This window comes from Bradyrhizobium sp. CW1 (assembly GCF_023100665.1).
Classification (GTDB): domain Bacteria; phylum Pseudomonadota; class Alphaproteobacteria; order Rhizobiales; family Xanthobacteraceae; genus Bradyrhizobium; species Bradyrhizobium canariense_D.
The window spans coordinates 7,342,991-7,359,445 of sequence record NZ_CP064684.1; the positions used below are offsets into that span (position 1 = coordinate 7,342,991).

The 16,455-nt window shown below is 64.6% G+C and carries 20 protein-coding genes; 13 read left to right on the plus strand and 7 right to left on the minus strand.

The window, feature by feature from the left end:
* Positions 1-14 precede the first annotated feature (14 nt).
* The 5 genes from IVB54_RS35165 (at position 15) to IVB54_RS35185 (ending at position 5,165) form a co-directional block, all read left to right on the plus strand.
* Positions 15-824: a crotonase/enoyl-CoA hydratase family protein gene (locus IVB54_RS35165; protein ID WP_018458466.1), complete on the plus strand. Its 810-nt coding sequence runs from the start codon at positions 15-17 to the stop codon at positions 822-824.
* Positions 821-2,704, plus strand: coding sequence for a feruloyl-CoA synthase (locus tag IVB54_RS35170; protein WP_026233587.1), 1,884 nt, complete (start codon positions 821-823; stop codon positions 2,702-2,704). The genes IVB54_RS35165 and IVB54_RS35170 overlap by 4 nt, the downstream gene beginning before the upstream one ends.
* 27 nt (positions 2,705-2,731) lie before the next feature.
* Positions 2,732-3,493 carry an SDR family NAD(P)-dependent oxidoreductase gene (locus IVB54_RS35175; RefSeq protein ID WP_018458464.1) on the plus strand — a complete coding sequence of 254 codons (762 nt, stop codon included), beginning with the start codon at positions 2,732-2,734 and terminating at the stop codon, positions 3,491-3,493.
* A gap of 10 nt (positions 3,494-3,503) precedes the next feature.
* Positions 3,504-3,935, plus strand: coding sequence for a thioesterase family protein (locus IVB54_RS35180; RefSeq protein ID WP_018458463.1), 432 nt, complete (start codon positions 3,504-3,506; stop codon positions 3,933-3,935).
* Positions 3,936-4,013: 78 nt separating this feature from the next.
* Positions 4,014-5,165 (plus strand): ABC transporter substrate-binding protein, encoded by a 1,152-nt coding sequence (locus tag IVB54_RS35185; protein WP_018458462.1) that lies wholly within the window; start codon positions 4,014-4,016, stop codon positions 5,163-5,165.
* Between the two features lie 177 nt (positions 5,166-5,342).
* Here IVB54_RS35185 and IVB54_RS35190 read toward each other — a convergent pair whose 3' ends face one another.
* Together IVB54_RS35190 and IVB54_RS35195 are read right to left on the minus strand one after the other, a co-directional pair.
* Positions 5,343-6,071, minus strand: coding sequence for a glutathione S-transferase family protein (locus tag IVB54_RS35190; RefSeq protein WP_018458461.1), 729 nt, complete (start codon positions 6,069-6,071; stop codon positions 5,343-5,345).
* A 38-nt stretch (positions 6,072-6,109) separates the two neighbouring features.
* Positions 6,110-6,415: a hypothetical protein gene (locus tag IVB54_RS35195; protein WP_247294194.1), complete on the minus strand. Its 306-nt coding sequence runs from the start codon at positions 6,413-6,415 to the stop codon at positions 6,110-6,112.
* 112 nt (positions 6,416-6,527) lie between these two features.
* Here IVB54_RS35195 and IVB54_RS35200 point away from each other — a divergent pair, with 112 nt between their 5' ends.
* Both IVB54_RS35200 and IVB54_RS35205 read left to right on the plus strand, forming a co-directional pair.
* The gene (locus IVB54_RS35200) at positions 6,528-7,226 is read left to right on the plus strand and encodes a YafY family protein (RefSeq protein WP_007599649.1); all 699 of its coding nucleotides are present in this window, start codon (positions 6,528-6,530) and stop codon (positions 7,224-7,226) included.
* 2 nt (positions 7,227-7,228) lie between these two features.
* Entirely contained in the window at positions 7,229-7,558 is a 330-nt protein-coding gene (locus IVB54_RS35205; protein ID WP_018458459.1) for a YkgJ family cysteine cluster protein, read from the plus strand.
* Positions 7,559-7,631: 73 nt separating this feature from the next.
* On the opposite strand, the gene IVB54_RS35210 is transcribed toward IVB54_RS35205, so the two are convergent.
* Both IVB54_RS35210 and IVB54_RS35215 read right to left on the minus strand, forming a co-directional pair.
* A complete protein-coding gene (locus tag IVB54_RS35210) occupies positions 7,632-8,030 on the minus strand; it encodes a hypothetical protein (protein ID WP_018458458.1) in 399 nt (132 codons plus the stop codon).
* 307 nt (positions 8,031-8,337) lie between these two features.
* Positions 8,338-8,685 (minus strand): DUF3307 domain-containing protein, encoded by a 348-nt coding sequence (locus IVB54_RS35215; protein ID WP_018458457.1) that lies wholly within the window; start codon positions 8,683-8,685, stop codon positions 8,338-8,340.
* Positions 8,686-9,086: 401 nt separating this feature from the next.
* Between IVB54_RS35215 and IVB54_RS35220 the strand changes: the two genes are divergently transcribed.
* From IVB54_RS35220 to IVB54_RS35235, 4 genes are all read left to right on the plus strand, one after another.
* The gene (locus IVB54_RS35220; RefSeq protein WP_247776950.1) at positions 9,087-10,532 is read left to right on the plus strand and encodes a TAXI family TRAP transporter solute-binding subunit; all 1,446 of its coding nucleotides are present in this window, start codon (positions 9,087-9,089) and stop codon (positions 10,530-10,532) included.
* A 122-nt stretch (positions 10,533-10,654) separates the two neighbouring features.
* Positions 10,655-10,873: a hypothetical protein gene (locus IVB54_RS35225; RefSeq protein ID WP_018459453.1), complete on the plus strand. Its 219-nt coding sequence runs from the start codon at positions 10,655-10,657 to the stop codon at positions 10,871-10,873.
* 108 nt (positions 10,874-10,981) lie between these two features.
* The gene (locus IVB54_RS35230) at positions 10,982-12,091 is read left to right on the plus strand and encodes a cyclic nucleotide-gated ion channel (RefSeq protein ID WP_026233815.1); all 1,110 of its coding nucleotides are present in this window, start codon (positions 10,982-10,984) and stop codon (positions 12,089-12,091) included.
* A 31-nt stretch (positions 12,092-12,122) separates the two neighbouring features.
* Positions 12,123-12,908, plus strand: a complete 786-nt coding sequence (locus IVB54_RS35235) for an enoyl-CoA hydratase/isomerase family protein (protein ID WP_018459451.1) — start codon at positions 12,123-12,125, stop codon at positions 12,906-12,908.
* On the opposite strand, the gene IVB54_RS35240 is transcribed toward IVB54_RS35235, so the two are convergent.
* Together IVB54_RS35240 and IVB54_RS35245 are read right to left on the minus strand one after the other, a co-directional pair.
* On the minus strand, positions 12,909-13,343 hold the full coding sequence (locus tag IVB54_RS35240) for a DUF6157 family protein (protein WP_018459450.1): 435 nt from the start codon (positions 13,341-13,343) through the stop codon (positions 12,909-12,911).
* A 17-nt stretch (positions 13,344-13,360) separates the two neighbouring features.
* Complete coding sequence (locus IVB54_RS35245) at positions 13,361-14,005, minus strand: glutathione S-transferase family protein (protein WP_247777566.1); 645 nt, start codon at positions 14,003-14,005, stop codon at positions 13,361-13,363.
* An 81-nt stretch (positions 14,006-14,086) separates the two neighbouring features.
* Between IVB54_RS35245 and IVB54_RS35250 the strand changes: the two genes are divergently transcribed.
* Both IVB54_RS35250 and IVB54_RS35255 read left to right on the plus strand, forming a co-directional pair.
* Positions 14,087-15,106, plus strand: a complete 1,020-nt coding sequence (locus tag IVB54_RS35250) for a YafY family protein (RefSeq protein ID WP_085361649.1) — start codon at positions 14,087-14,089, stop codon at positions 15,104-15,106.
* A gap of 99 nt (positions 15,107-15,205) precedes the next feature.
* Complete coding sequence (locus IVB54_RS35255; protein WP_018459448.1) at positions 15,206-15,439, plus strand: hypothetical protein; 234 nt, start codon at positions 15,206-15,208, stop codon at positions 15,437-15,439.
* Between the two features lie 68 nt (positions 15,440-15,507).
* Here the strand turns inward: IVB54_RS35255 and IVB54_RS35260 are convergent, their stop codons facing one another.
* Complete coding sequence (locus IVB54_RS35260) at positions 15,508-16,455, minus strand: fatty acid desaturase (RefSeq protein WP_018459447.1); 948 nt, start codon at positions 16,453-16,455, stop codon at positions 15,508-15,510.

The following is a 16,455-nucleotide window of genomic DNA, read 5'->3' on the forward strand; positions in this document are numbered from 1 at the left end:
TGACAAGGACGCAAATGACACAGGGAAACGCCGAGACCGCTGACGCGGGCGCCGCCGGGCTTTTGAAGATCGAGCGGGCGGACCGGGTTTTGACCGTCGGCCTCAATCGGCCGGCCAAGCGCAATGCGCTCAACGACGGCATCATCCTGGAGATCGGCGAGTGTTTTGCGGCCCTGCCCGAGGATATCGGCGCCGTCGTCATCCACGGCATCGGCGACCATTTTTCCAGCGGTCTCGACCTCTCCGAACTGACCGACCATGATGCCAGTGGCGGCCTTCTCCATTCCCAGATGTGGCACCGGGTGTTCGACCGCATCCAGTACAGCCGCGTGCCTGTGATCGCCGCGCTCAGGGGCGCCGTGATCGGAGGCGGGCTGGAGCTCGCCTGCGCGGCGCATATCCGTGTCGCCGAACCCTCGACCTATTTCGCGCTGCCGGAGGGGCAGCGCGGCATCTTCGTCGGTGGCGGCGGTTCGGTGCGCCTGCCGCGCCTGATCGGCGTCGCCAGGATGATGGACATGATGCTGACCGGCCGCGTCTATTCCGCGACCGAAGGCACCTCCTACGGCTTTGCGCAATATGTCACGGAAGCCGGCAACGGGCTCGGCAAGGCGATGGAGCTTGCGACCAAGGTCGCCTCCAACGCGCCGCTGACCAACTTCGCCGTGCTCCAGGCGCTGCCGATGATCGCGGAGGCCAATCCGCAGACCGGCCTGTTGATGGAATCGCTGATGGCGACGGTGGCGCAGAGCGACAAAGAGGCAAAACGCAGGATCCGCGAGTTCCTCGAACACAAGACCGCAAAGGTGAAGCCGAAATCATGAGCGCGCAGCCGTCCTCTTCCAGCATGGAGCGCGGCGCGAGCACTTCCCCGCTGCGGCCCATTTCGTTCGGCGATCCCGTCGTCAATATCGAGCGGCGCGACGACGGCACGATTTATCTGCGGCCCAAACAGCCGCTCGGCGATTATCCGGCCCGCATCACCGACCGCCTGCATCACTGGGCGAGCGCGACGCCCGATCGCGTCTTCATGGCCGAGCGCGAAGGTGGCCGCGGCTGGCGCAAGATCAGCTACGCCGAGCTGCTCGCCGCGAGCCGGCACATCGCCTCAGGGCTCATTGCGCGCGGGCTGTCGGCGGAGCGGCCGGTCGTCATCCTCTCCGGCAATTCGATCGACCACGCATTGCTCGCGTTCGGCGCGTTCTATGCCGGCATTCCGTTCTGCCCGGTGTCGCCGGCCTATTCGCTGGTATCGAAGGATTACGGCAAGCTCTCCTACCTGATGAAGCTGCTGACGCCCGGCCTTGTCTTCGCCGAGGACGCCGACAAGTTCGCCGACGCGCTCGCGGCCAACGTCTCGCTCGGCACCGAGATCGCCGCGTCCTACGGCCACGTGCCGGGCCGCGACGTCACCTTGCTCGCCGACCTCATGGCAACCCCGATCCGCGGCGATCTGGACGAGGTCCACGGCAAGATCGGCCCCGACACCATCGCGAAATTCCTGCTGACCTCGGGCTCGACCGGCAACCCCAAGGCGGTCATCAACACCCAGCGCATGATCTGCGCCAACCAGGTGATGCTGCGCGAGACACTCGCCTTCCTCAGGGACGAGCCGCCCGTCATCATCGACTGGCTGCCCTGGAATCACACTTTTGGCGGCAACCACAATATCGGGCTGACGCTCTACAATGGCGGCTCGATGTATCTCGATGCCGGCAAGCCGGTGCCTGGAGGCATCGAGGAAACCGTGCGCAATCTCCAGGAGATTTCGCCGACGGTCTATTTCAACGTCCCCAAGGGCTACGAGTCGCTGCTGCCTTATCTGCGCGACGACCAGCGCCTCCGCGCAAAATTCTTCGACCGGCTGCACGCGATGTTCTTCTCGGGCGCGGCGCTGTCGCCGTTCGTCTGGAACAGCCTCGACGAGCTGGCGGTGAAGGAAAAAGGCTACCGCGTACCGATGCTGACCGGCCTCGGTGCAACCGAGACCGCGCCGTTCTTCATGTCGGTCAACCCGCGCACCAGCCGCTCCGGCCATGTCGGGCTTCCCGTATCCGGCAATGACGCCAAGCTGGTGCCGAACAACGGCAAGATGGAAGTTCGTTGCAAGGGGCCGAACGTGATGCCCGGCTACTGGCGCCAGCCCGACATCACCGCAAATTCGTTCGACGAAGAAGGCTTCTACAAGCTCGGCGATGCCCTCAAGCCCGTCGATCCCGATGATCTCAATGCCGGCTTCGATTTCGACGGCCGCATCGGTGAGGATTTCAAGCTCGGCAGCGGCACCTGGGTCAGCGTCGGCCCATTGCGCGCGCGCTTCGTCGCGGCTTGCGCGCCGCTGGTGCGCGACGTCGTCATCGCCGGCATCAACCGAGACGAGATCTCCGCGCTCGTCGTGCTCGATCTCGACGGCTGCCGGCTGATCAACCCGACGCTGCCGACCGACGATCTCGTCGTCGCGACCCGCGACCGGCTGGTGCGCGAGGCATTTCGCGAACGGCTGACCCGCTTTCTCAGCGCGGCCACGGGATCCTCGACGCGGATCACGCGCGCGATCCTCATGGACACGCCACTCTCGATCGACAAGGGCGAAGTCACCGACAAGGGCTCGATCAACCAGCGCGCGGTGCTCGAGCATCGCAGCCTGCTGATCGAGGAGCTCTACGCTGCCAATCCATCGGACCGTGTGATATCGGTCGGGTAAGAGGACGTCGCACCTAGGGAGAACGCCATGTTGTTGAAGGATCAGGCTGTCATCGTCACGGGCGGCGCGTCGGGACTGGGCGCGGCGACCGCGCGTAAGCTGGCGGCGCAGGGCGCCAGGGTCGCGGTGTGCGACCTCAATGCCAAGCTCGCCGAAACTGTCGCCGCCGAGATCAAGGGCGTGGCTGTGGCTTGCGACGTCTCCGATGCGGCTTCCGCTGAGGCTGCGATCGCCCAAGCGACCAAGTCCCATGGACCCGCGCGCGTGCTGGTCAATTGCGCCGGCATCGGCGTTGCCAAGCGCGTCGTCGGCCGCGACGGCCCGATGGCGCTCGCCGATTTCGACAAGGTGATCAAGGTCAATTTGATCGGCACCTTCAACATGCTCCGCCTTGCCGCGAACGAGATGTCCAAGCTCGAGCCGCAGGCAACCGGCGAGCGCGGCGTCATCATCAACACGGCATCCGTTGCCGCTTATGACGGCCAGATCGGGCAATCGGCCTATTCGGCCTCCAAGGGCGGCATCGTCGGCATGACGCTGCCGATCGCGCGCGAGCTGGCGCAGTTCGGCGTCCGCGTGCTGACGATCGCGCCCGGCCTGTTCCTCACGCCGCTGCTCGCCAACCTGCCGCAGGAAGCCCAGGACTCGCTCGCCGCCGCGATCCCGTTCCCGCGCCGGCTCGGCCACGCCGACGAGTTCGCGGCGCTCGCCCTGCACATGGTCGAGAATTCCTACCTCAACGGCGAAGTGGTGCGCCTCGACGGCTCGCTGCGCATGGCGCCGAAATAGGGCGCGGCATATGTTCGTGAACCGGCGCGACGTCCAGATCCAGTGGGGTGACTGCGACCCCGCCAACATCGTCTATTACCCGCGTTATTTCGCGATGTTCGACGATTCGACGTCGACCCTGTTCGAAGTCGCCGGCTTCTCCAAGCAGGACCTGGTCAAGAAATACGGCCTGGTGGGCATTCCCATGGTCGATACACGCGCCAAGTTCTACATCCCCTCGACTTATGGCGACTGGATCACCATCGAAACCAAGATCGAGAGCATCAAGCGCTCGAGTTTCGAGGTGAAGCACAGCGTCTTCAAGGGCGAGGCGCTGGCTATCGAGGGTTTCGAGACCCGTGTCCTGGTCGGGCGCGACCCCGTTAACCCCGACAAACTGAAATCGGCACCGTTTCCTGCGGAAATGGTAGCCAAATTCACGGGGAGCGAGGCCCGGAGCTAAATCGCCACATCACCAAAAGAGGGGGCTGAATTACCCCCCGATTTCTGCTTTCAAAGAAACACATAAAGGGAGGAATAGATGAAACGCTTTTACCTGACCGCCGCCGTCACCGCGGCTGCGCTTGCGCTGCCGGCCGTGCCCGCGCGGGCTCAGACCGCCGAGGTCACCATCGGCATCACCACCACCACGACCGGCCCGGGCGCAGCGCTGGGCATTCCCGAGCGCAATGCGCTGGAGTTCGTGCCGAAGGAGATCGGCGGCGTGCCGCTTAAGGTGATCGTACTCGACGACGGCGGCGATCCGACCACCGCGACCACCAACGCCCGCCGCTTCGTGACCGAATCCAAGGCCGACATCATCATGGGCTCGGCGCTGACGCCGCCGACCATCGCGGTGTCCAACGTCGCCAACGAAGCCGGCATTCCGCATTTCGGCCTGGCGCCGTTCCCGATTACGCCGGAGCGCATGAAGTGGTCGGTGGCGATGCCGCAGCCGATCCCGATCGTGGGCAAGGTGCTGTACGACCACATGAAGTCGAAGGGTGTGAAGACCGTCGGTTATATCGGCTATTCCGACTCCTATGGCGACCTCTGGTTCAACGATTTGAAGGCGCAGGCCGTGCCGATGGGCATAACCATCGCCGACGAGGAGCGCTTCGCTCGCCCCGACACGTCGGTGACCGGACAGGTGCTGAAGCTCGTGGCGGCGAATCCCGATGCCATTCTGGTCGGCGCTTCCGGCACCGCGGCCGCGCTGCCGCAGACCGAGCTACGCGAGCGTGGCTATCAGGGCCTGATCTACCAGACCCATGGCGCCGCCAGTATGGACTTCATCCGTATCGCCGGCAAAGCTGCGGAAGGCGTGCTGATGGCCTCTGGTCCCGTCATGGATCCCGAGGACCAGCCGGACGAAGCCGCCACCAAGAAGCCGGGCCTCGCGCTCAACTCGGCCTATGAAGCCAAGTACGGCCCGAACAGCCGCAGCCAGTTCGCCGGTCACTCTTACGACGCCTTCGAGATTCTCAAGCGCATCATCCCGGCGGCACTCAAGACGGCGAAGCCAGGCACGCCGGAATTCCGCGAGGCGATTCGCCAGGCGCTGCTGTCGGAGAAGGAGCTTGCGGCGAGCCAAGGCGTCTACAATTTCACCGAAAAGGATCGCTACGGCCTCGACGAGCGCTCGCGCATCCTGCTCACGGTGAAGAACGGCAAGTACACGCTGGTGAAATAGACGCAGCGGCAGGATTGAGACGACGAGAGCCGGCCCGATGGGCCGGCTCTTTTTGTTTGCAGCGAGCGTAATGCCGGATCGCGTTTGAACAACAGCACCGCTCTCTGAGTTCCCTCCTCCCTTGTGGGGGAGGGGACACACCTTTCTCGGGGCGCTAGATGAGTCTCATTCCAGGCCTCAAGCCGCCTGCCGCAGCGGGGTCCAGGCGAACTCCGGATAGTAACTGTCCATCATCCGGTCGACATAAGCGGTGAGGTTCGGAAATCCTTCGGCGCGACGGCGCAGTGCGGATTCGAAGAACGGCGTCAGGATCCCGGCGAGTGCACCGAAGGCGGTGGCATCGACGCCGCAGGGCTTGTTGCCCATCAGATAGGACTTGTCGCCGAGCTGCACCGAGAGCGCAAACAGCGAGCGCACGGCGAGATCGACGTCGTCATCGGGCGCGTGGCGGCCGAGTCCGGAGAGCAGGTAGTTCTCGGCGACACGGAATTGCGCGTCCTCGCGCAACTTCTCGCGATTGTGCTCCGGCGCGCCGTCGAAGAAATGCGCAGGCCCCTTGGCGAAGTTGACCGGATCGACCCAGCGCGCCCCGACCAGCGCAAAATAAACGTGATGCTCGATCATGCGTTCGAATGCCCAGGCCTGCGCGCGCTCGACGAGCGACAGACCGGCGTCGAAATCGAAGCCGTAGCGGCGCTCGATATGGGCGCGGATGAAAGTGGAATCGGCCACCGCCTCGCCGCCATCGTCGATGAAGGGCAGCTGCCCCTTGGGTGATGCGGGTGGCATCGCCCGCTCCTTCCGGTAGGGCAATCCCGCCATCTTGAGCTGCACCTCCGTCTTGGTGACGAAGGGGCTGATTTCCGGCAGGCCGAAGCCGGCGCCAAAGCCGTAAAGCGTGATCATGAAGGCTCTCCTGAAACGACCGAAAGAGTTGAGGGAACTTAACCGCGGGCTGCTGCCACCATGGTGGCAGCAGCCGTGATATCTTCTGCGAAACGGGCCCCCCGCCAGGCGCGGGCCATGACATGACGGACCAGCGCGTCCGCGGCCTGCACCAGGAAGCGAGCCACCATGGTCGCGAGCGCAAGGCGGAGGTCGAGGACCATGAGATCAAGGGATACGAGGCGGCCGAACGCCCATGCGTACCAAGCTCGGGCTTGCAAACGCGGGACTTGCAAAGGCTGGACCTGTAAAGGCGGGGTCCGCCATAGCGCAGCGGCCGGGCCGAAATGAGTTGGAATGATCATGGACAAATCCTCTTCAGTCGACGTGTTGTCCCGGTATAGAACTCCCCTGCTGCCAACATCCTGTCAGCAGCCGCGCGCCGCCTTCTGAAAAACCACCGACAAGAGATCCGTCATGAGACGCGCCGACCGGCTGTTTCAAATCATCCAGGTGCTGAGGCGCACGCGTAAGCCGCTGACGGCGGACGCCATCGCGGCCGAGCTCGAGACCTCGAAGCGCACGATCTATCGCGACATCGCCACGCTGATCGGCCAGCGCGTGCCGATCCGTGGTGAAGCCGGCATGGGCTACATCCTGGAAAAGGGTTTTGACCTGCCGCCTTTGATGCTGACACCCGACGAAATCGAGGCGGCGGTGCTGGGCGCGCAATGGGTCGCCGGCCATGCCGATCCCGCGCTGGCGCGTGCGGCTGAAGATCTGATGGCCAAGATCGCCGACACTGTCCCTGAGCGCCTGCGTCCGTTCGTGCTGGAGCCGGCAAGCCGGGCCCGACCGAGCTGGAACAGGGAGCCGGACCGCTTGGACATGGCTCGCACGCGCACCCAGATCCACGAAGGCAAGAAGATCATGCTGCGCTATCGCGACGAGCAGGGCCGCGCCAGCGAGCGCATGATCTGGCCGATTTCGATCGGCTATCTCGAAGCCGTGCGCCTGCTCGCGGCCTGGTGCGAGCTGCGCGGCGACTTCCGCAGCTTCCGCACCGACCGCGTGGTCGACGCGAGCTATCCCGACGAGAGATATCCTGAAAGGCGCGACGTGCTGCGCGCGAAATGGCGCCAGAGCCTGGTCTGGGGCCCGCCAAAGGACACGTGACGATGGATGAGAACGCCCCGATCGACCTGTCGAGCTGTTGCCAGAGTTGCGGCGCCTGCTGCGGCTATTCGGCGAACTGGCCGCGCTTCTCGATCGAGAGCGACGAGGAGCTTGCCGCGATTCCCGAAGCGCTCGTCAACGACCGTCAATCCGGCATGCGCTGCGAAGGCGATCGCTGTTCGGCGTTGCAGGGGAACATTGGAAAAGCGACCGCGTGCGGCATCTATGCAGTGCGGCCGGACGTGTGCCGCACCTGCATGCCGGGCGATGCCGAATGCGCGATGGCGCGACGGAAATTCGGGCTGCCGGTGATAGAGGCCGCCGGCGCATGATCCGGAAAAGTGTGCAGCGGTTTTCCGCCGAGATCATACGCCAATAGAGAGCTAGAGCGCGATCGATCGTGCTTTAGGCCGGGACGGCTTCGCCGATCTCGTCGTCGATCTCGTCGTCCAGCGGCGCGAGCACCGAGAGCGGCTTGGTCGACAGCGTGATCGGCTTGCGGCCACCCGACAGCGACGGCGAGGATTTCGCCGCGCCTTCGCGCGCAAGCGCGTAGAGCGTCGAACCGACACGGCCGCCGTTCTCGATCAGGTCGCGCTCGTTACAGCTGCCAGCGATCGCGACCGCCAGCGAGTGCAGATGGCTGCGCCGATAGCAGAACAGCGCCAGCCTGGCGCGCGCGTCAGGGGAAACACTTTCAACCAGCCTCGGCAGGCCACTCTCGCTGGCGCGGTACATCTCGCCAAGGAGTTCGTCGCGGACCGGGCAGGAATCGCCTTCAAAGGTATCGCGGCTTGAAAACATTGCAGTTCTCCCTCGTCTGGGAAGATGCAGTGCAATTCTCTAATGAAAGGTTAACCACGCTGCCCGGTAGTCACCCGGGGGTCCTTGCGCGTGGGCCGCGAATCAATGGGCTGGGCGGGGATCCAGCCGCGCTATCTGAGCCGATGAGTCAGGCGCGAACGCCTCCACGCGTCATGGCCGGGCTTGTCCCGGCCATCCACGGAAAGCCGAGAGGCGCGAAGAACGTGGATGCCCGGGACAAGCCCGGGCATGACGACCTCTTGTGGATGCCGATGGACGACCACCTACGCGCCGAGGCCGCCAGCGGTCAGTTCGCCGCCATGAAGATGGAGAGGCCGAAGCCAGTCAGATGGTGCAGGGCCTGGTCGACACCGATCAGGGTCCAGAACCAGGGATGCGCAAGATCGACACCGAAATTGGCTGAGACGAGGCCCTTGGCGCGGTCGATCGTGATGTGGATGACGAAGTCGATCAGCGCCACAAACCAGAATTTCGGCGCCACGATCAGGATCAGCGGCAGCGCAACCGCAAGGTGAACCAGGCAGTGCACCAGGAGCGGCAGGGCCCAGCCGTGCTTCTGGTCCTTGCCGTGCGCCATCCAGGCGGTCTGGAGGACGAAATCGGCGATGATGTGCTTGAACGTCAGCAGCAACATCCAACCAATGAGGGCTTCGACCGGAACCGCCGATGACAGAGGTGGAAACGACAAGGCGCCCTCGTTGACGTGACAAGAAGAATTGGAGCGTTCAGCGCAATCTCTTCCTGGACCGGTCAAATCGCCGGGACTTGCGATTTATGACACCTCCCGCGGCGGAATGCAGCCGGGGGGAACCGGAAAATCGCCAACTGTGGCTAACTGGTGATAGGATGACCAATCGCCGGAGCCGAGTTGAGTAAGGTTACCTTCGGCTCGGAATTTGCATTCCGCGGCCTGCGCGCTACCATCGTCAGTAGAGAATATCGTTCTTTTTTCAGACGTTTACGAATTACAGGGCGACCGCAGCGATCACATCCGCAAGCCGCCCGCCACCGGAAGCATAAGGCCAGAGTGCTGCCATGAGTACTGAGGGCCCGACCTCATCGCCGATCGAGCCACCGCCCCGGCGACCCAAGGTGATCAAGACCAATCAGCAGCAGGTCTTCCTCTACGTCGTGCTGACCCTGCTGTTGTCGCTTGCCACCGTCTGGGGCGGCCGCATGCTGGTGCACAATTCGGAGACGCTGACCTTTGCGGTCGGCGCCCCCAACAGCGACGAGGCGCTGTTCGCAGCCAAGCTCGCCGCCGTCCTGAAGAACAACGCCTCGCGCTTCCGGATCAAGATCGTCAACAACGCCGACAACGCCAAGGCGATCGCCCAGTTCGATCGCAAGCAGGCCGACCTCGCGGTGCTGCGCACCGACGCCAAGGTGCCGCTGCGGGCACGCACGCTCGCGATCCTCGAGCACGATATCGTGCTGCTGCTCGGGCCCGGAAACAAGAAGATCAAGTCGCTCGCCGAGCTGAAGAAGAAGAAGGTCGCCGTCGTCGCCGACAACGACTCCGCGCTCGTCTTCGTCCGCGGTATCCTCGACGTTCCGGAGGGTGCGGACGCGGGGAGGATCCGGATGGCGCCACAGGGCGCTACACTCGACAAGCTGTTCGCGCCGGCGAGCGGCTTTGGCGCAGTCGTCGCCATCGTCCACGCCTCGCGGGCGGTGCGGGACAAGGCGTATGAGCAGGTCGCCAGGCGCGGCGGCTTCACGCTGAACGCGATCGACGAGGCGAAAGCGCTGGCGCGCAAGATCCCCGGCATTTCCAGCGAGACGCTGACGGCGGGCACGCTGTCTGCATCGCCGGAAATTCCCGGCGACGATCTCGACACGATCGGGCTCGAATGGTTGCTGGTCGCCCAATCCAGGATGTCGCCGACGGCGGCCGGGGAGCTCGCGCGCACCGTCTACGAGAACAAGTCCGCGCTCGGGCTCGACAGCGGCTTTGCCACTAGGATCAAGCCCGCCTCCGTCGAGAAGGACGCCTTCGTGATGGCGCATCAAGGGGCGGCCGACTACATCAACGACGACACCAAGTCGTTCATGGATAAGTACAGCGACCTGATGTATCTCGGCGCTGCCGCGCTCAGCGTCATCGGCTCGATCTTCGCCGCGATCTACGCCAAGATCACCCGGATCGCGCCGGAGAAGGCCAGCGAGCTGGCCACCGCCATCCTCGACATCGGCGAGCGGATCGAACATGCGCATTCGCTCGACCAGCTCGAATGTCTCCAGGACGAGCTGGAAGGCATTTTACGCGGCGCCGTCATCGGCCTCAGAGACGGCACGATCAGTACCGACGGGCTCGACACCTTCAAGCTCGGCTACGAATTCGTCCGCGACGAGATCGGCATGCGCCGCGACTATCTCAAGCGCCATGCGGGCGCGGGCGAGAAGGCCGCTCAGGATGTGGCCCCTTCCCAGCACGACGAGAGCAATGTCGTGGTGGTGAAGACAGCTCAGAGTGCCTGACCCATCAATTTGAGGACCTACGGCGACGCCTTGCCGGCACGTCTTCGAGCGACCGGGGGCCCTAGGCCGGGAACCGTCCCTGTCCACAACCGTTTGTTCTCGGATCAACCGGAGACCGCGCCATGCGTGCACTCCTCATCATCTTCCTGCTGGGAATGTTGGCCGCGGTTGGCTATTTCGTTTATTCCGCGATGGCGGTCGAGGGCGAGCCGATCCCGACGGAAGGCTACGTGGCGCTGGCGTTGGGGGCCGGTTTTTCCGTTCTTGTCGGCATCGGCTTGATGGTGCTGCTGTTCTTCAGCAGCCGTCGCGGCTACGACGAACCGCCGCATTTCAAGTAGCGGCGCGTGGTCCGGCGGACCGTCGTTGACGGCCTCGAGCCGGGCAGGCACTTTGGCAGCGAGGTTCCAGCCGGGGACCGCAAAGACGAAACTGAGCCGCCTGCTCGCATGTCCAAGCCGCTGATCTCCGCTCTGGCCCAGTTCGCGGCCGCCACGGCCGGCCGCAACATGACCAGGGCGGCCTATGTGGCCGTCGCCGTCGGCGTGCTTGCCATGGTGCTCCTGACGGTCAACCCGGCCTATGAGACGGCACATCGCTGGGTCGACGCCCTGCTTTGGACCTGTCTCGTGTACTTCGTATACGAATGGGTGGTCCGGCTGCGCCATATGACGCGACAGGGGCGCCTTGCACTCTACATGTCCTCCTCCGCCGGGCTGGTCGACGCGGTCGGTGCGTTGGCCGTGCCGGCCGCGCTGATTCTCGGGATCGAGCCCAGGACGGCGTGGCTGCTCAGCGTGCTCTGGGTGCTGAAGGTGGTGCCGGGCATTCCCGGCCTGCGGCAGCTCCGCCGCGTGCTGGTGCTGGAATCGGGGCCGCTGGTCAGCGTGCTCGTGATCTTCCTGATGGTGGTCTTCCTGGCCTCGGTTGCCGAATATTTCCTGGAGCGGGACGTGCAGCCGCAGACGTTCGGCAGCGTGCCGGCCGCGCTGTGGTGGGCCGTCGCAACCCTGACGACGACGGGCTATGGCGACGTGGTGCCGGTGACGCCGCTGGGCCGCATGGTGGCGGCGCTGGTGATGATCTCCGGCCTCGGTGTGTTCGGCCTCTGGACCGGCATTTTGGCGACCGGCTTTGCCGCGGAGACCCGGCGCGACAATTTCCTCAAGACCTGGGAATCCGTCAGCAAGGTGCCGTTCTTTGCAGCGCTTGGACCGGCCGCCATCGCCGACGTCACCCACATGCTGCGCACCATGGAGCTGCCGGCGCGCACCATGATCATCCGCAAGGGTGCGCAGGGCGACTGCATGTATTTCATCGCCGCCGGCGAGGTCGAGGTCGACCTGCCCGGCAAGAAGGTGCGGCTCGGCGATGGCGCCTTCTTCGGCGAGATGGCCTTGCTCGGCAACAATTTGCGCGGCGCCAACGTCTCGACCACCAAGGTGTCGCGGCTTCTTGTGCTCGACCTCGTCGACTTCCGCGTGCTGATGGCGCGGCATCCCGATCTCGCCGAGACCATCGATGCCGAGGCGAAGCGGCGCACGCTCGAAAACAAATAAATGGCGACAAGCAAAATAAATGGAGACAAGAATGTCGGACACAGCCGACGCAGCCACTGGCCCGGTGCTCGAACTCGTTGGCGCACGCGCCACCATCCGCCTCAACCGGCCCAAACATCTCAACCGGCTCCAGGCCGAGGATCTCGGCGAACTGGTCAAACTGTTCGACCGGGTCGAGGCCGATCCTGCTATCCGCGTGCTGGTGCTGACCGGCACGGGGCGCGCCTTCTCCGCCGGCTATGACCTCAATTCCGTTGCCGAGCGCGCGGTCAGTGCGAACGAGCAGCAGAGCGCGGGATCGGCGTTCGAGGTGGTCGTCAACCGGCTGGAGGATCTCGGCGTCCCCACGATCTGCCGGCTCAACGGCGGCGTCTATGGCGGCGCGACCGACCTCGCGCTTGCCTGCGACTTCCGCATCGGCGTCGATACCGCCGAGATGTTCATGCCCGCGGCACGGCTCGGGCTGCATTACTACAGCAGCGGCATCAAGCGTTACGTGACGCGGCTCGGCGTCGACAATGCAAAAAAACTGTTCCTGACCGCGCAAAAGATCAGCGCGCCGGAGATGCTGCGGATCGGCTATCTCACCGACATGGTGGCGTTGGAGTTTCTGGACGAGGAGGTCGACAGGCTCGCTGCGATCCTCGCCGGCAACGCGCCGCAGGCGATGCGCGGCATGAAGCGCGCCATCAACGAATTCGCCCGCGGCGAATTGGACGCGCAAGCCGCCGATCAGCGTCACCGCGACAGCATGCGCGGCGACGAGATCAAGGAAGGCATCAAGGCGTTCGCGGAGAAGCGACCGCCGAAATTCTGATCAAGCCCGCTTCGACCGCATCGCGCGCACCTGCGTGAGCCTGGGATCGCGGGCAAGCGCCTTGTAGTGTTTGCTCTCGATGGGATAGATCGCGATCCGGCCCTTGCTATCGGCATGAACGCCCCAGCCGAAGCGCTTGCCCAGGCTCGACGCCCTCATGCACGCCTGCCCTCGGGAGAAGAACGCTTCGCGGGCCGCCTGCTTCTCCGTTTTCGTCGCCTTCACGGCGAGTTCGCGTCCCGACGCAGAGGTCGCGAAGATCACGTCGTCGGACGTGTATTTGTAAGGCGCCTTGGCGATCATCCCGTATTGCAGGCACGCCACCGTCGGCTTTCCCGCGCGCAGCGGCGGCTCTTCGCCGGTACGCGCAGGACAATCTTCAGCAACCTGGATGAAGGTGTTGAAGCAGTTGGTCGTGTGCACCGGCTTCGTCATCTGCAACCCCGGTTCATTCAACCGCCAGCCGCCGCAGCATGCTGCGCCGCCATCTCAGCGTCCGCTGCGTTGATGCGCTGGAACGCGGGCCGCGAGGTCATGCGTTCGGCATAGCGGACGAACACGTCCTTTTTCGGCACAATGCCGAACATCATGGTCCAGCTGAACGCGACGCCCCACAGCACGTCGGCGCCCGTCATGCGCTCGCCGAGCAGATACGGGCCCTTCGACAGCTGCGCCTCGAGCGCGCCGAGCATGATGTCATAGTCGGCATACGGCGATTGCGTGATCGGTGCCGGCTCGCGCTGCATGAACTTGTCGATCGGGGCCGGCTCGAACGAGGCGCCGTAATAGGCGATCCAGCGCAGATACGGGCCGCGCAGCGGATCGTTCAGCGCGGGTGTCAGCCCCGCCTGCGGAAACAAATCGGCTAGATAGATGGTGATCGCGACCTGCTCGGTCACCAGCGCGTTGCGGTGGTGGATCGCCGGCACCTTGCCGAGCGGGTTGATGGCGAGATAGGCCGGCTGGCGCTGCTCGCCGGCCTTCATGTTGAGGACACGAAGATCATAAGGCGCTCCCAGTTCCTCCAGCAGCACCCGCGTGCCGGTGGCCCGGGTTTGCGGCGAATAATACAGCGTGATGCGGTTCGGATCAGTCATGGCGGTCTCCATCTGCCGGCTGGCGATGGCGTTGTAGCGGACCATACCTGACATCCTGTGTCAGGTATGGTTTAAGGAATCATGCGCGCGAGCCGGATGCTGTCGATCCTCACCACCCTCCAGGCCAAGGGGCAGGTCACCGCGCCCGAGCTCGCGCAGGCCTGCGAAGTCTCGGTGCGCACGATCTACCGCGACATCGACGCGCTCGCGGCGTCCGGCGTCCCCGTCTATGCCGACCGCGGGGCGGAGGGCGGCTATCGCCTGCTCGACGGCTATCGCGTGCGGCTGAACGGTCTGTCGCAGAGCGAGGCGGAAGCGCTGTTTCTGGGGGGATTGCCGGGCCCAGCGGCGGCGTTCGGGCTGGATGCGGCGATGATCGCCGCACAGAACAAGCTGATGGCCGCGCTGCCCGCCAATTTGCGCGAAGACGCCGGACGGATGCAGGAGCGCTTTCACCTCGACGCGCCGGGCTGGTTCGGCGAGGCGGAAGAACCGAAGCATCTGCGCACGATCGCCGCCGCGACCCTGCGCGGGACACTGATCAAGATCCGCTACCAGAGCTGGCGCGCCGAGAAGCAGCGTCGCGTCGCGCCGCTCGGTCTCGTGCTGAAAGGGGGCAGCTGGTATCTCGCAGGTCTGGTCGACGGCAGCGTGCGGACCTATCGCGTCGCGCGCGTGCTCGACTGCACCGCGCTCGACGATCGGTGTGAGCGGCCCGCCGGTTTCGATCTCGCCGGCTATTGGCGGGATGCAACGCTGCGTCTTGAGGCCGAGATGCATCCCAATGTCGCGATCGTTCGGCTGTCGCCCTTCGGCGTGAAACTGCTCGATGCCCTGAGCCAGCCTTACGTCAGGGCGCGTACGCAGCTCGAAGAGACCGCGGATGCGGACGGCTGGCGCATTGCCAGAGTGCCGACCGGCAAGACGTCATGGCATGCCGCCGCCGAATTGTTGCGGCTCGGGCCCGAGGCCGAAGTGCTGGAGCCGGCCGACCTGCGCGAGAAGATGGCCGAGCTGACAGAGGCGATGGCTGTGCGCTATCGCGCGGCGCGGAAAACAGGACGGCGGCGCGACGCGCCGCGACCGACGAAACACTCCTGAAACACGATTCTCCCCGCGCTGCATGAACGCATTCGCGTTTCGGCTCGACCGAGATGCAGGGACACAACAACGGCCCTTACGCCAAACTGGAGAATGAAAATGTTTCGTAAGCTTGCACTTGGTCTGATCGCCGCCGGCTCGCTCGGCGTTGCCGCTCTCGCCCCCACCGCCGCGTCGGCCCACGGCTTCCACCATCACTGGGGTCACGGCTGGGGCTTTGGCGGGGTCTACGTCAACAGCGGCGTCAACAATTGCTATCAGGAGCGCGTCGTCCAGACCCGCCACGGCCTGCGCGTCCGCGTCGTGAACGTCTGCGCATACGGGATCTACTGATATCCCGCATTCACGACAAAGCCCCGATCGCACCGCGATCGGGGCTTTGCGCGTCGATTTTTCTTCCGCTAGCCGGCCTGTCTATGTCGCCGAAACCAGGCCCAGGTCTCGCGCGTCGTCCGGATGTAGCCGCGGCCACGATGGACGATTTCGCCGTCGACGATCCCGTTCAGCTTCGGCAGTGCGTGGAACGGGATCGAGGGATAGGCGTGATGCTCGACATGGTAGGGCATGTTCCACGCGATCCATTTGACGATCGCGCCGGTGTAGGTGGTGCGGGTGTTCTGGAATGCGCTGCGGGTACGCTCGCAGCCGGTGTGCTCGGCGTAGAGATAGGGACGCAGGAAGAACTGCCCAATGATCAACGGCACGATCCAGACCCAGAGCAGCAGCGCCGACGAGAACCACAACGACAGCACGAGCAGCAGCGCATAGAGCGCGACATAGGCGCGCGCCTCGGTGACGATGATGGCGCGCCTGTTCTCGGGGATCCATGGCACGACGACCTTGCCGGTGACGGCATGGCCGAGCATCAGCCACAGGCGGCCGGCGACCTGAAGCACGCCGCTATAGGCGAGCGCGAGCTGCGTGTCGGATTTCGGCTTCACGCCGACGACGAGCTCCGGGTCCCTCTCGGGGTCTTGGGTGTAGCGGTGATGGTCCCAGTGAAACAGGCAATAATATTCGTAGGGCAAGCCGATGATGAAGCCCGAGAGATAGCCGACCACGAGGTTGAGACCGCGACTTTTGAACGCGGTCTTGTGCGCGGTCTCGTGCACGGCCATGAACAGGAAGGCGACGAGATAGCCCTGCACCGCCATCAGCGGCAACGCCCAAAGGATACCCCAGGTCGTCGAGACCCGCCAGATCAGCGCGCCGACCAGTACGACCATGCCGTAATGGCCGAGGCTCTGCACGGCGCCCCTGAGGTTGGACCGCACCGACAGTTCACGCAGCATCGCCGGCGCCAACGGCTTCAGCCGATGGCCGGAGTCTGAAACGGTTGCGTCGCTCAT

What these genes read in the sequence shown, in the direction of transcription:
- IVB54_RS35230 (WP_026233815.1), top strand. Translation starts at nt 10,982, where the DNA reads ATGTCCAAGCCGCTGATCTCCGCTCTGGCCCAGTTCGCGGCCGCCACG.
- IVB54_RS35220 (WP_247776950.1), top strand. Translation starts at nt 9,087, where the DNA reads ATGAGTACTGAGGGCCCGACCTCATCGCCGATCGAGCCACCGCCCCGG.
- IVB54_RS35260 (WP_018459447.1), bottom strand. Translation starts at nt 16,455, where the DNA reads ATGAGCGACGCAACCGTTTCAGACTCCGGCCATCGGCTGAAGCCGTTG.
- IVB54_RS35165 (WP_018458466.1), top strand. Translation starts at nt 15, where the DNA reads ATGACACAGGGAAACGCCGAGACCGCTGACGCGGGCGCCGCCGGGCTT.
- IVB54_RS35190 (WP_018458461.1), bottom strand. Translation starts at nt 6,071, where the DNA reads ATGATCACGCTTTACGGCTTTGGCGCCGGCTTCGGCCTGCCGGAAATC.
- IVB54_RS35180 (WP_018458463.1), top strand. Translation starts at nt 3,504, where the DNA reads ATGTTCGTGAACCGGCGCGACGTCCAGATCCAGTGGGGTGACTGCGAC.
- IVB54_RS35210 (WP_018458458.1), bottom strand. Translation starts at nt 8,030, where the DNA reads ATGTTTTCAAGCCGCGATACCTTTGAAGGCGATTCCTGCCCGGTCCGC.
- IVB54_RS35240 (WP_018459450.1), bottom strand. Translation starts at nt 13,343, where the DNA reads ATGACGAAGCCGGTGCACACGACCAACTGCTTCAACACCTTCATCCAG.
- IVB54_RS35215 (WP_018458457.1), bottom strand. Translation starts at nt 8,685, where the DNA reads ATGTTGCTGCTGACGTTCAAGCACATCATCGCCGATTTCGTCCTCCAG.
- IVB54_RS35170 (WP_026233587.1), top strand. Translation starts at nt 821, where the DNA reads ATGAGCGCGCAGCCGTCCTCTTCCAGCATGGAGCGCGGCGCGAGCACT.
- IVB54_RS35245 (WP_247777566.1), bottom strand. Translation starts at nt 14,005, where the DNA reads ATGACTGATCCGAACCGCATCACGCTGTATTATTCGCCGCAAACCCGG.
- IVB54_RS35235 (WP_018459451.1), top strand. Translation starts at nt 12,123, where the DNA reads ATGTCGGACACAGCCGACGCAGCCACTGGCCCGGTGCTCGAACTCGTT.
- IVB54_RS35185 (WP_018458462.1), top strand. Translation starts at nt 4,014, where the DNA reads ATGAAACGCTTTTACCTGACCGCCGCCGTCACCGCGGCTGCGCTTGCG.
- IVB54_RS35175 (WP_018458464.1), top strand. Translation starts at nt 2,732, where the DNA reads ATGTTGTTGAAGGATCAGGCTGTCATCGTCACGGGCGGCGCGTCGGGA.
- IVB54_RS35195 (WP_247294194.1), bottom strand. Translation starts at nt 6,415, where the DNA reads ATGATCATTCCAACTCATTTCGGCCCGGCCGCTGCGCTATGGCGGACC.
- IVB54_RS35250 (WP_085361649.1), top strand. Translation starts at nt 14,087, where the DNA reads ATGCGCGCGAGCCGGATGCTGTCGATCCTCACCACCCTCCAGGCCAAG.
- IVB54_RS35200 (WP_007599649.1), top strand. Translation starts at nt 6,528, where the DNA reads ATGAGACGCGCCGACCGGCTGTTTCAAATCATCCAGGTGCTGAGGCGC.
- IVB54_RS35205 (WP_018458459.1), top strand. Translation starts at nt 7,229, where the DNA reads ATGGATGAGAACGCCCCGATCGACCTGTCGAGCTGTTGCCAGAGTTGC.
- IVB54_RS35225 (WP_018459453.1), top strand. Translation starts at nt 10,655, where the DNA reads ATGCGTGCACTCCTCATCATCTTCCTGCTGGGAATGTTGGCCGCGGTT.
- IVB54_RS35255 (WP_018459448.1), top strand. Translation starts at nt 15,206, where the DNA reads ATGTTTCGTAAGCTTGCACTTGGTCTGATCGCCGCCGGCTCGCTCGGC.